The organism is Virgibacillus sp. JSM 102003 (assembly GCF_041949995.1).
In the GTDB taxonomy this organism is placed as follows: domain Bacteria; phylum Bacillota; class Bacilli; order Bacillales; family Amphibacillaceae; genus Lentibacillus.
Genome location: NZ_JBHFQH010000006.1, coordinates 134,141 through 147,314, shown reverse-complemented (window position 1 = coordinate 147,314; position 13,174 = coordinate 134,141). Strand labels below are relative to the sequence as shown.

Here is a 13,174-nt window from a genome sequence, read left to right as displayed (position 1 = left end):
TCCCTTAGATGTTATAATGCTCGGAAGGTATTATTTCTTTTGAGGAGACTGACAAATTGAAACACTATCGCAAAGATATAACAACATGGATACTCATTATTTTATTTTTAACGTTACTTATCATTATATATAATGAACATAGAAATAACAGATACATTGAAATTGGTGAAGACTCACCTCCTCCCGAAGAATTGGATCCCGTTGTTGCGGCAAAAACCAATCAACTTCTTAAAAAGTCTGCCCAGCAGGATATAAATGTTGTCATCACAGAGAAAATACGATCCATTAAACGCCAGAATGATCTTTATGAACAGGGCCGATCATCTGATGGGGATGTCGTTACGTATGCGAAGGGTGGCGAATCATACCATAATTATGGTCTTGCTGTTGATTTTGCATTACGGAATAATAATGGTGAAATTATTTGGGACATCAATTATGACGGAAATAACAATGGCAAAGCAGACTGGTTCGAAGTCGCTGATATTGCTAAGCAATTAGGATTTGAGTGGGGCGGTGATTGGAGCAAGTTTAAAGATTACCCACACTTGCAAATGGACTTTGAATTAAGCATCCGTCAACTTAAAAAAGGTCTTCGCCCATCACACGAACCAAAAGACAACGGAGCAATAAACTAGACACATGAACAGAGTTCCCGTTATACTATAATTATCTTGAATTCAAAATAAGCAGGAGTGACTTTGAAATGGAATTAAAAGGTATTCACCATGTATCCGCCATTACAGCAAAGGCAAAAGATAATTATCATTTTTACACAGAGATTCTGGGAATGCGATTGGTTAAAAAGACTATTAACCAGGATGATCCATCTGTCTATCATTTATTTTACGCAGACGAAGCAGGTAATCCAGGCACCGACCTTACATTTTTTGAAATACCCAATGCGGGCACAACATATCAGGGAAAAGGGAGTATTTCAGGAACGTCATTACGCATCCCAAACGACAGCGCATTAGAATTTTGGAAAAAACGGTTGAGCGATTACAATGTTGATCATGAAGGAATCACTAAACAAGGGGAACGAAATGTTATTAATTTCCGTGATCCAGAAGGACAACGATTGACGCTTATCTCTGATGAAACAAACCGTGGAGTAACAGGCGGTAAAGTATGGGCCCGTAGCAGCGTACCTGCTGATAAAGGTATTACTGGACTAGGGCCTGCAAAGCTAACCGTCCAGGACCCAGCACCTACTGTTAGTGTACTAACGGAATTATTAACCTTTAAACAAACTGGAAGCTATCCGTCATCAATAAAAGGGAATCAAGACATTATGATTTTCTCAACTGGTGAAGGTGGAACAGGTGCAGAAGTTCATCTGGAAGTGCGCAATGACCTGCCTAAGGAAAGACCTGGCCGGGGAAGCGTCCATCATGTAGCGTTTCGTGTGGATAATGAGGATGAACTAGCACAATGGAAAGACCGTTTACAGGCAGCACGCGTTCCTAATTCAGGTCTAGTGGATCGTTTTTATTTCAAATCACTTTACTTCAGAGAACCAAACGGTATTTTATTTGAGTTAGCAACGGACGGACCCGGTTTTGCTACTGATGAAGATATGGACCACCTTGGGGAATCATTAGCATTACCGCCTTTTTTTGAAGATCGGCGTGAAGCAATCGAATCAAAGTTAAAACCTTTGGATATTTGAAAACTTGGCTTTTCACCAAGCCTTATGGTGAAAGCCTTAGTTGCGCTTATGCAGTAAGAAAGTATTTATACTTTTGTTTGAATATACCTCCCTGACTTGATTTTAACGGACACAGGAGACGCTATTTCTATATAAAAGTAACCTTCTCGAAGTTATTCGGACACAGAAGCCCTTATTTCACTTATATCATGGTTATTTGACTGTATTTATGTGAAATTAGGTCTCTGGTGTCCGCAAACACCACCATTTTCGTGGATTTCTGCTAAATAAGGTCCCTGGTGTCCGCAAAACCTTAAACCTGCTATATGCAAAATAATTATCATGATAGATGGTGGCTGCGCATTTTAGCAGCCATGGTTGTTTCTTATCTGCCAAAAAGGCCACACTAGCCCGTGTGGTCTTTTTCATCCTCTGACTTATTTTCATTATCAGGCATTGGATCAATCGAATGCTTGTAATCATAACCTTTCGATATAGCCATTAAGGTCAAAGCAAGAACAGCTAACATTATAGCAATCGCCATAATTATATATACCATCATTAAAATACACCTTCTACTTATTCATTATAAATACATAGCTTTCATTTGAAGCATTTACCCAGCCTTTACTTTCGAAAAAGTCGTACACATCAACCTCAGATGTTGAAATCTCTGTTTGCATTTTAATAAAAGATTTTCGTTCAGCCAGACGTTCAACTTTGCTGTATAAGTGTTCATCAAGACCCTTATCCTTATATTCTGCATCAATTGTAAATCTATTAATATGAATTATCTTATTGGGAACATCGAGTTCGAATAATATAAAAGCATGGAGTTGTGCATCCTTTTCCACGGCATACCATCTAATGGATTCATTTAATAACATCCTGTCAAAAAAATCTTTATCCATATAAGACACATTTTCGTGTAAATGAATATTTTCCTTATTATTGGTTAACAGTTTAATAGCTTCATAGTCCTCATATTTGACCTCTCTCAGCTTATACATAGCCTTAAGCTCCTTCAAATGGTTTAATAATGCCGTGAACTGCTTCAGTAAACGGCATATTCAGACCTTTTGCTTTCGCTAGACGCAAGGCCCCACCGTGCAGATGATCCAATTCAAGTGTCTGCCCCTTTCGGCGGTCCTGATGCATAGACGATGTGGCGTCATATCCAAAGTTCTGTAAATTACTTTTTGCCTCTGCAACATCTTCATTTGTTATTTCTATATTATAACTATTTGCCAGCTGCTGCATTTCATTTAAAACCATCTCAGCCACCTTAAGCGTATCCTTATTATCGCGAACTGGACCAATAGGTAAGTTTGCTGCTGTGGTTATTCCAGAAAAAGCATTGATAAATAGATACTTTTTCCATAGCTCTTGTAAAATAGAATCACTGTAGGTTGTCTCTACTTTTGCTTTACTGGATAAATCCCAAAATTCCTGGCAGATTTCCGATTGCTTAGAATTCAGCGGCCCAAAGATCAGCTTGTGAAAATCACTTGAGTGCTCTACATGTCCATCATCGTTCAATGTAGCAACAATAAATGAGAGTCCACCTATAACCGACTCCTCGCCAAGGTAATCCTGCAATACATTAATATGTTCTATTCCATTTAAAACAGGTAGAATAAAAGCTCCCTTATCTGCTAAAACTTTTAAGGTTTCCAGAGTTCCTGCCAGATGATAGCCTTTCACACTGACAAACACCAATTCCGGATTTTCAATATCATGTACATCAGTAACGACACGTGGATTACGAGTGACATAGTTCCCTTGTGTACTAGTAACCTTCAGCCCCTGATCCTCAAGCTGCTTGGCTCTTTTATCCCTTACCAGATAGGTTACATCAGCTCCAGCTTCTTCCCATCGAGAACCAAAGTAACCCCCTAAAGCACCAGCACCTAACACTACAACATGCACCTTATCCCCTCCATCACAATATTATTACCCTTAATCGTATCTTGTTTTCTACCTTTTTGTCTATACTCAAACAAACCGGTAATTTTCTGAAAATATAGCAAATACTGAGTATATAAGAGGAATATTATCTATATGAAAGCATATTTTGGTATATACGAGCTTTATTTGTTAAACAAAGTTATATGAAGGCTTATTCCAAATTATCAGAAAATACCAAGTTTGAACCATTCGAAGTTACCCTATAATATTATAGTATCACTATTTTGAAAAGAAATTCCCCAGCTTTTCACATTATTTTCACAGTCACTTACTGTTCTAATTCTAGTAAAAAAGTCATAAGAATAAAGAGAAATTGACTTAGCATTTTTCTTAGAAAACTTGGCTCATCGCCAAATTTTAATGGCGAAAGCCTTAGTTGCGCTTATGCAGTAAGAATGGATTTATACTTTCTTACTGCCAAAAATGCGTTTTTTACTTTACTTACTTATTATTTTTTTTAATACAAAGGGAGGTCATTAAAGAGATGAAAAAATTATTATTAGCTTCAATTTTCTTTATTTCAATTATGTTGCTGGCTGCTTGCGGATCTGATGATACAAGCGGTTCTGATGACTCAAGTGGTAACGGCGGCGAAGAAAGTTCAGGTGAAACTGAAGGCGATAGCAACTTGCTAACAAAACTTCAGGAAGAAGGAAAAGTAACAATCGGCTTTGCTAACGAAGCACCATACGGATATCAGGAAGACGGGGAATTAAAAGGGGCAGCTGTTGACATTGCACAAGCTGTTTTCGCAGAACTTGGCATTGACGAGATGGAAGCCCAATTGGCAGATTTCAGTCAACTTATACCCGGCTTAAACGCTGGTAAGTTCGATGTTATTACAGCAGGTATGGCAATTAACCCTGATCGTTGTAAGAATGCTGACTTCGGTGAGCCAGAAATGCAATATGGGGAAGGGCTTGTCGTTCAGAAAGGTAACCCAATGGATTTACACAGTTACAAAGATATCGCAGAAACTGGTGCAACCGTATCAATTATGGCCGGTGCAACAGAGCATGAATATGTTAAGCAAATGGGTGTAAGTGAAGACCAAATTCAGAGTGCTTCAGATATTCCTGGAACATTCTCTGCTGTAGCTTCAGGTCGCGCTGATGCAACAACTGGTACAGAAATGACAGTAAAACGCGCACTGGAATCTTCAGGAAATGACAAACTTGAATTCGTCGATGACTTTGAACAACCAGACATTGAAGGGATTCCAAGTTATGGTGCTGCTGCATTCCACAAAGATAGTGATACATTACGAAAAGCGTACAATGAAGCATTAGCAAAATTAAAAGAAGATGGAACAGTTAAGAAACTTTTAGAAAAAAATGGATTTAGTGCAGAAAATAATTCAGTTCCATCTGACATTACAACAAAAGGCGTTTGTAGCGGTGAACAGTATTAAGATTTACTCTTAAATAATTAACATGGCTCCATAGGGTCGGCTCCCTTACCTAGGGAAGTCAGACCCTATGCTTTTGTAAAAAATAACAGAGAAGGAGTGATTACCATTAATGCGATAGCCGATATTTTCCCAGTCCTGATGAAGGGTGTAGAAGTAACCGTAACTGTTCTACTAGCTTCAATAGTATTGGGCTATTTAATGGCGTTTATTGCAGGGTTTTGCCGGCTCTCAAACAATATTTTCCTCCGTAAATTTACTGGCTTCTATGTAGAGGTTTTTCGTGGAACATCATTAATCGTACAATTGTTTTGGCTATACTATGCATTTCCAATATTATTCGGGATAGAGGTAGGAAGTAACTTTTGGGCTGGAGTTCTTGCTATTTCCCTAAACTATGGAGCATATATGTCTGAAATTGTACGCAGTTCAATACTGGCTGTGGCAAAAGGACAATCAGAAGCATCAACAGCTCTAAACATGTCACGTTTTCAACGCATGAGACTCGTAATTTTCCCTCAAGCAGTTCGTATGATGCTTCCGGAATTCGGTAACTACCTAATCCTGATGTTAAAGTCGACATCACTCGTATCATTAATTGGTATGATGGATATTTTATACTATGGAGATATTTTACGTAGCTCCAATCTATCCCAAGCACCAACTGTTTTCTTTCTAGTATTAGTATTCTACTTTATACTAGCTCTACCATTAATTTGGCTGACCAAGAAAATGGAAATTGCTTCTAAGAAAGGGGTGGCAAGTCAATGAGTAATTGGAGTTGGAATACATTCTTTGATGCTTTCCCTATGGTATTAGAAGGTCTGGGCATAACATTAGGATTAACAATCGCGTGTTATATATTTGCATTGATCTTCGGATTTATATGGACATTAATAAGACGCATGCCAATAAAAATAATAAGACTGCCCCTTTTGTGGTTAATGGAATTTATACGTTCCACACCACCACTAGTACAGTTATTCTTTATTTTCTACGCATGGCCAATGGTTCCTGTTGTCGGTATGGCATTGGATCCTTTCGTATCTGCAGTACTAGGACTCGGAATTCACTATAGTACATACATTGGTGAAGTATATCGTTCAGGTATTGATGCAGTAGATAATGGTCAATGGGAAGCTGCACGAGCATTAAATTATAGCACAGGTAAAAAGTGGACTAAGATAATTTTACCACAAGCTCTACCCCCAACCATTCCGATGCTAGGAAACTATTTAATTATTATGTTCAAGGAAGTTCCTTTAGCTTCAACTATTGGGGTTTTGGGTATTCTGGCAATGGCAAATGATTATGGCGCGCAACATTGGAGATACTTAGAGCCGCTTACTATCGTGGCAATATTATTCCTGGTGTTAAGCTATCCTTCGGCAATCTTAATTAATAAGCTTGAGCGCAAAATGAACAAACGTTTTGATAAAAAGGAACCAACAGGAAGTAAAGCAGTTTAAGAGAAAAGGAGCAGTGATAATATGTCTGAACCTATTGTAAGGTATAATGATGTGCATAAGTCATTTGGTGATGTCCAAGTTTTAAAAGGCATTGACTTGGATATTCAACCGGCCGAGAAGGTTGCTGTCATTGGACCAAGTGGATCCGGTAAAACGACAATTATTCGTATGTTAATGACATTGGAACAGCCAACATCAGGCAGTATTATTGTAGATGGGAAGAATTTATGGCATATGGAAAAGAATGGTGACCTCGTCCCTGCCAACGAGAAACACCTAAGACAGGTCCGCGGGGATATCGGTATGGTATTCCAGCACTTTAACCTTTTCCCACACATGACAATTTTAGAAAATTGCATGACAGCACCAATCCATGTACAAAAAAAGGATAAAGAATCGGCTAAGAAAGACTCCATTGAGATGTTGGAAAAAGTTGGTCTAGGGGATAAGTTAGATGACTATCCTGCTATGCTGTCAGGCGGACAAAAGCAGCGTGTAGCAATGGCCCGTGCACTCGTAATGCATCCGAAAATAATGCTTTTTGACGAAGTGACTTCTGCATTAGACCCTGAGCTAGTCGGTGAAGTATTAGAGGTTATCCGTGACATAGCTAATGAAGGTGAAATGGCAATGGTATTAGTTACACACGAAATGGAGTTCGCTCGTGACATTGCGGATCGTATTTTATTTCTTGATAATGGCGTAATTGCTGAAGAAGGTCCACCGATGGATGTCTTGGAAAACTCAACGAACGAACGACTCCAAAGTTTCCTACACAGATTCAGAACGTAATAATTGTAAAGTAGCTGGGACAAAAGCATTTAAGTCAAAGTAAAATCCGAACTATGATTCAAATTCTTGAAATAGAATTCGAATTAGTTCGGATTTTTTACAGATTATGATATAAACTGCGAACTAACATGGAAAAATTGCTTAGTGCTATGACACCGCTTCGGAAATACACTACGCTGGGTTTTCCTCACTTTATCCTGTAAATTAATACTTATTGTGACATTGCTTCTTAGCCATGGGGGAAACTTCATTCTCTATACAAGATACCTCTTCCAGTTGAGGCTTTCTGATCAATCCGTAGTTATAAAATCTATGAGTTCGTTGAGTTATTCTAAGCTGCGGAAAAATGCGATACTCCTATGGGAATAGGAACAGTCTGAAGATCCCGCGTACTGAGCGTTTTTGCTCGTGAGGAGGCTGAAGCGTTCCCCATGGAAAGCGAGTATTTTTCCGCAGCGATGGTTTAGCACTCATCTTATAAAGAATGCAAGGAATTTACGATAAAGTTAGTTCGCATTTTATTTCAAATACGTAACATGTCAACCATTGATAACAAACGTTCCAAAAAACTTTTCCTGTTATCATTCGTCTTTAAAGTAGCGATTTTTAGTTATGTCCCAACCTCTTTTTTATTGGCAGTTAAGAAAGTATAAATCCTTTTTTAACTGCTAAAAAACTGTGACCACTTAATAGCAGCCACAGCGCACTTTAACTCAATTTAATCTTCACCGATTATTTTAACTTCACGCTCAAGATTGACTCCAAACTTATCCTTTACTGTGTCCTGAACAAAATGTATTAAACCAATGTATTCTTCAGCAGAAGCACCATTCTTGTTTACAATAAACCCTGCATGCTTCAACGAAACCTGTGCACCACCAATTTCCTTTCCCTGAAGTCCGCTATCCTGAATCAGTTTCCCCGCAAAATACCCAGGCGGACGCTTGAAAACACTTCCGCATGATGGATATTCTAAAGGCTGCTTGGATTCACGCTTGAATGTGAGATCATCCATTACAGCTTTAATTTCTTCATAATTACCAACCTTCATGGAAAAAGTTGCTTCTAATACAATATAGCCTTTTTCCGGAATATTACTTGAGCGATATTCTAAGTCCAGGTCATCTGCAGACAGTGTATATAAATCGCCATTCCAATCAACTACTATGGCACTTTCCAATACATCTTTAATCTCACCGCCATATGCACCAGCGTTCATAAACAAAGCACCTCCAACTGAACCTGGAATTCCGCAGGCAAATTCGAGCCCAGTTAATGTTTTGGATAATGCTTCTCTGGAGACATCTATAATTCTCGCACCACTTTGGGCAACAATTGTTGTTCCAGTCGTTTTAATCGAAGTTAATTGCTTTAAGTTCAATACAATACCACGAATTCCACCATCTTTTACAATTAGGTTTGATCCGTTTCCGAGAAGTGTAAAAGGAATATCATCCTCTATAGATAACCTAACAATTTCCTTCACTTGTTCATATGTTTCTGGTGTCACAAAAAAATCAGCCTTCCCGCCCAGGCGGGTATACGTATGATTTTTCAAGTGTTCATTAACCATCACATTTTTCTCTGATGCAATTGCTGTTAATTTTTCGTACGTATGATGATCATTTACCACTAAAACCATTCCTTTAATAATAATTTATTGTGTTGCATCCTGAGATTGAAGAAATGAATGAATAAGTTTATCAACCTGAGTGCTTTCATGCAATTCGCTATGCCCAAGCATATTATCCTCAATCATTTTTTCCTGCAATTGACCTTTCCTTACAATACTTCGTAATGACTGCACACTTTCTGGCATTGCAACAAGATCCCCTGTACTACCAATATTTAAGACATCCAACCCTCTTGGTATCGTATGCTTTTTCTCGCGTATCGTTTGTAGCGCGGCAGAATTTGGTTTCAAATCAGCAGCCGCTGCATCACGATGGATCTGAAAATACCGATTACTGTAAATACCATCAAAGGGACTTCCAATCGTAATTAGTTTTGCAACACGTGGGTACTGCTTCTGGCCCTGATATTCTTGAATAGACTTCAATGCCACCAGTCCACCCATCGAATGCCCAACTAAATTAACCTTATTAATATGATAGGTTTCCTTCATATGTGAAAGTACAGATGCCAGCCAACTCGAAGTATCCAGGAAGCTTGCGCGGTTATTTTCAAAAATCACTTGCACAAAAGCAGGCTCTGTCTTTCCCTTGCTGAGATTAGTAACATTTATTCTTCCCTGAGGCGAGACACGGTAGACTAATGCTTTATTACCCCAGTCATACCTGTACTCAAACCTGTTCAGCATATTGCCAAATGAATTAAAGGTACCTTTGTAGCCATGAACAAACACCGTTGGATTACCTATATTCTGTTCCGACTTTGTCTCTTTTGGTATATAGATCACGAGAATTATACTTACTATTATTGCAAGAAGTGACACTGTACTTATAATCTGTTTCTTATCCAAAAAACTGACCCCACTAACTTAAACAAGCTATCTTTCTGTTTTATGCAATGTTTTCTGCTTTAAAATAAACCACGAAAAAAACAAGGCAGTACAAAATAATAATAATTTAACCATAACTAATGGAACTACATTCAGGATAGTATACCCCATCGATAGCCATAGGACAGAAACCCCTATTACTTTTGCCTTTAACGGGATCCCTTTTCCTAATCGGTAATTTTCAATATATGAACCAAAATATTTATTGGTAATTAACCATTCATATAGACGGCTGGAGCTTCTCACGTAACATGCAGCAGCCAGAAGCAATAATGGTGTGGTAGGCAGCAACGGAAGGATTATTCCCGCAAGACCCAGAGCCAAAGAGATTGACCCGGCTATAATTAAAACAATTTTTGTAAGTTGTTTCATGATTTACACCAGCTAAAGTTAAGTTAAGTTTTTCTAGCAGTTATGAAAGCATAAATACTTTCCTGCCGCAGAAGTGCAACTTGGACTTTCGTCAAAAGCATACACTCAAAAGTTTTTTCACATAACCATTATATCATTCAAGCCACTATAATGCTCCCTTCGTTTCATAAAATCTGTGACAATTTCTATATGAATACAATTATAGTTTACTGATTTTATGAAATACCGGAACACCGTTATTAAATGTTGTAATATAATCAAATCCAAGCCCCTTAAGCATTTCAAGAGATTCCTTAAAGTCATATGCCAATGTGGATTCCACGTGAGAGTCTGATCCTAAAGTCAGAACTTCTCCCCCACACTCCTTATATAGCTTTAGAATATCAGAGCTTGGCATGCCATTTTTTAACCCATATCGGATACCAGATGTGTTTAATTCAATCCCCTTCCCTTCTGGTATAATCACTTTAAAGATTTGTCGTAATATATCATGAAAGTCGCTTGTACTGTTTTGTTTGGCGTAGCGCTTCACTAAGTCAATATGCCCTAATACGTTATATTGTTTAAAGTTCTTCACACAATACAACAGTTCCTCATAATACGCTAGATATGAATTATCTACTGATCTATTATTAAAAAAACTTCCTGAATGCAGATCCTTTTGCTCGGATGTATGCATCGAACAAATAATAAAATCAAACAGATTATCCTCAAGTAAATCATTATACCTTTTTACAAGATGTGGCTGAATTCCGATTTCAACTCCCTTTTTAATAGAGATAGATTCAGCATAAACAGCCTTTAATTGTTTTATTTTTTTATCATATTGTTTCAGATCAAAATCAAATACAATCGATTCATCTGGATAATCATAATCAATATGATCCGTAAAACAAATTTCCTCCAACCCCAACTCAATTGCTTTTTCAATCGTTTTTTCCATAGGTGTTGTGCTATCAGCAGAAAAATCACTGTGAACATGATAGTCAAACATAATTAATTACTCCCCTTACAGTTGACATTTTATCTATTACTAATTAGAATAATATATAACTTTAATTAAGTAAAGCGATAAAGTGATAAAGCGAATGGAAGGTGACTATTTCTTATGCAGCAATATTTAGTTGACAGTACAAAAGATACTAGTGTTAGAGATTTCCAGGTTCGGGATAACTTGATAACAATATTGAAAAATCGCTTTAGCACTTATGGATATAAACAGGTACGGACGACTACCTTTGAATACTACGATTTATATGCCGCAATGACTGGGACCATAAACAAAGATGAAATGCTTAAGGTAATTGATTCTTCCGGCAAGGTATTAGTATTACGTCCTGATGTAACAATACCAATTACAAGAATGATAGCATCCAATAAACAGCGCTTATCATGGGGATCGAGATTTTTCTATGTGCTGGATGTGTTCCGTCAATCAGCTGAGCAAGCAGATAACAAAGAAACAACACAGGCAGGTATTGAAAGTTTTGGTGAAAGCACACCTGAGAACGATGCAGAAGTTATTGCCTTAGCAATTCATACATTAAAAGATTTAGGATTTGAATCATTTAAACTAGAGGTTGGCCATGCCGGGTTTTTCAAGGAACTCGTAAATCAACTGTCCTTAGCACAAAGTGAATTAGATCAATTAAAGAGACTAATACAATCGAAGAACTTAACAGAAATTGAACCATTCCTTAACAACCTGTCAGTCGATAAGAACATTCGTGACGCTGTTCAGGAAATTCCACTTCTATACGGTGATCCAGATCATGTAATTAGACGTGCCGATAAGATCGCCTTAAATGAACAGATGCAGCAAAAGATTAAAAATCTCAGCGATATTTATGAAGTGCTTAAAGCATATGGTGTTGAGGACTCAATTGTATTTGATCTTGGATTAATCAACAATATGAACTACTATTCAGGAGTGATTTTTCAAGGGTTCGTGGCTAGCTTTGGTAAACCTGTATTAATGGGTGGAAGATATGATCATTTGGCCGAACAATTTGATACTTCCATACCAGCAATTGGATTCGCCAGCGAAGTTGATAATCTGCTGGACGCCATGACACAGAGGAACTTATTAGCAAATGACTCTACATCTGTAGACATGATCATCTGTTATGAAAGATTCAAGCAGAAAGAAGCATTATTAACTGCTAATAAACTACGTGAAGCAGGATACCGTATTATCACTTATACGATGGACAGCGATTGTAATAATCCCGATCTTAATTCTGCCTGCGCTATTTATTTTCAGACTGAGGAGAATCTAGTAATTGACCGATGGAGAAAAACTGCTTTTACAAACTATGATGAGTTAACACTGCTGCTTCAAGAAGGAATGAGGGATAATTAAATGGATTACGTGACACTAGCATTGGCCAAAGGAAGGACAGCAGAAAGTACGATTGAACTACTAAATAATGCAGGTATCGATTTCCCTGACTTTCATACGAAAAGCCGTAAGCTGGTTTTTTACAATACCGATCAAACCGTTAAATTAATATTTGTTAAAGCCGTTGATGTACCAACATACGTAGAAAAAGGGGCTGCAGATATTGGAGTTGTCGGAAAAGATAATATTTTGGAATCACAAGCAGATGTATACGAAATACTGGATTTAAAATTAGGCAGATGTCAATTTGTAGTTGCAGGAAAGCCCGAAGCCTCTTTGGAAAGCACGAAGAAACTAACCATCGCATCTAAGTACCCAACAGTAGCTAAAAGCCACTTCCAGCAAAAGGGTATCCCGATTGAAACAATTAAACTGAACGGGTCAGTTGAGTTAGCTCCACTCATCGGTTTAGCTGATGTTATTGTTGATATCGTGGAAACTGGTACCACCATCAATGAAAACGGCTTGAAAATTATTGATGAAATAGAGGACATCAGCACAAGATTAATCGTCAATAAAGCCAGTTTCATTACCAAATCTGCCTTAATTCACGAGCTTATTAATAGATTAAAATCAGTCATGGAGTGATGAT

Annotated in this window: 15 protein-coding genes; 8 read left to right on the top strand and 7 right to left on the bottom strand. The window is 37.8% G+C overall.

All coding sequences use genetic code 11. The features are described 5' to 3' along the window. The first annotated feature begins 56 nt into the window (after positions 1-56). Complete coding sequence (locus ACE1TG_RS08735) at positions 57-638, top strand: M15 family metallopeptidase (protein WP_375051994.1); 582 nt, start codon at positions 57-59, stop codon at positions 636-638. Positions 639-706: 68 nt separating this feature from the next. Then, entirely contained in the window at positions 707-1,672 is a 966-nt protein-coding gene (locus ACE1TG_RS08730) for a ring-cleaving dioxygenase (protein ID WP_375051993.1), read from the top strand. 385 nt (positions 1,673-2,057) lie between these two features. Here ACE1TG_RS08730 and ytzI read toward each other — a convergent pair whose 3' ends face one another. Genes ytzI through ACE1TG_RS08715 form a run of 3 tightly spaced genes read right to left on the bottom strand, consistent with a single transcriptional unit; the run spans position 2,058 to position 3,580 of the window. Next, a complete protein-coding gene (gene ytzI / locus ACE1TG_RS08725; RefSeq protein WP_375051992.1) occupies positions 2,058-2,213 on the bottom strand; it encodes a YtzI protein in 156 nt (51 codons plus the stop codon). A 13-nt stretch (positions 2,214-2,226) separates the two neighbouring features. Further along, positions 2,227-2,661, bottom strand: coding sequence for a GNAT family N-acetyltransferase (locus tag ACE1TG_RS08720; protein WP_375051991.1), 435 nt, complete (start codon positions 2,659-2,661; stop codon positions 2,227-2,229). A 4-nt stretch (positions 2,662-2,665) separates the two neighbouring features. Then, positions 2,666-3,580 (bottom strand): ketopantoate reductase family protein, encoded by a 915-nt coding sequence (locus tag ACE1TG_RS08715; protein WP_375051990.1) that lies wholly within the window; start codon positions 3,578-3,580, stop codon positions 2,666-2,668. A gap of 523 nt (positions 3,581-4,103) precedes the next feature. Here ACE1TG_RS08715 and ehuB point away from each other — a divergent pair. The 4 genes from ehuB to ehuA all read left to right on the top strand — a co-directional run bounded on the left by ehuB (position 4,104) and on the right by ehuA (position 7,288). After that, positions 4,104-5,030: an ectoine/hydroxyectoine ABC transporter substrate-binding protein EhuB gene (gene ehuB / locus ACE1TG_RS08710; protein ID WP_375051989.1), complete on the top strand. Its 927-nt coding sequence runs from the start codon at positions 4,104-4,106 to the stop codon at positions 5,028-5,030. A gap of 138 nt (positions 5,031-5,168) precedes the next feature. Beyond that, positions 5,169-5,798, top strand: a complete 630-nt coding sequence (locus tag ACE1TG_RS08705) for an amino acid ABC transporter permease (protein WP_375051988.1) — start codon at positions 5,169-5,171, stop codon at positions 5,796-5,798. Further along, positions 5,795-6,496: an ectoine/hydroxyectoine ABC transporter permease subunit EhuD gene (ehuD, locus tag ACE1TG_RS08700; RefSeq protein WP_375051987.1), complete on the top strand. Its 702-nt coding sequence runs from the start codon at positions 5,795-5,797 to the stop codon at positions 6,494-6,496. Before ACE1TG_RS08705 ends, ehuD begins: the two co-directional genes overlap by 4 nt. A gap of 21 nt (positions 6,497-6,517) precedes the next feature. Next, positions 6,518-7,288: an ectoine/hydroxyectoine ABC transporter ATP-binding protein EhuA gene (gene ehuA / locus ACE1TG_RS08695; RefSeq protein ID WP_375051986.1), complete on the top strand. Its 771-nt coding sequence runs from the start codon at positions 6,518-6,520 to the stop codon at positions 7,286-7,288. 718 nt (positions 7,289-8,006) lie between these two features. Here ehuA and murB read toward each other — a convergent pair. From murB to ACE1TG_RS08675, 4 genes are all read right to left on the bottom strand, one after another. After that, a complete protein-coding gene (gene murB / locus ACE1TG_RS08690; protein ID WP_375051985.1) occupies positions 8,007-8,921 on the bottom strand; it encodes a UDP-N-acetylmuramate dehydrogenase in 915 nt (304 codons plus the stop codon). A 24-nt stretch (positions 8,922-8,945) separates the two neighbouring features. Beyond that, positions 8,946-9,770: an alpha/beta hydrolase gene (locus ACE1TG_RS08685; RefSeq protein ID WP_375051984.1), complete on the bottom strand. Its 825-nt coding sequence runs from the start codon at positions 9,768-9,770 to the stop codon at positions 8,946-8,948. A 27-nt stretch (positions 9,771-9,797) separates the two neighbouring features. Further along, complete coding sequence (locus ACE1TG_RS08680; RefSeq protein WP_375051983.1) at positions 9,798-10,181, bottom strand: YbaN family protein; 384 nt, start codon at positions 10,179-10,181, stop codon at positions 9,798-9,800. 199 nt (positions 10,182-10,380) lie between these two features. Next, positions 10,381-11,175, bottom strand: a complete 795-nt coding sequence (locus ACE1TG_RS08675) for a histidinol-phosphatase HisJ family protein (protein WP_375051982.1) — start codon at positions 11,173-11,175, stop codon at positions 10,381-10,383. Between the two features lie 114 nt (positions 11,176-11,289). Here ACE1TG_RS08675 and hisZ point away from each other — a divergent pair, with 114 nt between their 5' ends. Together hisZ and hisG are read left to right on the top strand one after the other, a co-directional pair. Further along, complete coding sequence (gene hisZ, locus ACE1TG_RS08670; protein ID WP_375051981.1) at positions 11,290-12,543, top strand: ATP phosphoribosyltransferase regulatory subunit; 1,254 nt, start codon at positions 11,290-11,292, stop codon at positions 12,541-12,543. Beyond that, a complete protein-coding gene (gene hisG / locus ACE1TG_RS08665; RefSeq protein ID WP_375051980.1) occupies positions 12,544-13,170 on the top strand; it encodes an ATP phosphoribosyltransferase in 627 nt (208 codons plus the stop codon). The last annotated feature ends 4 nt before the right edge of the window (positions 13,171-13,174 follow it).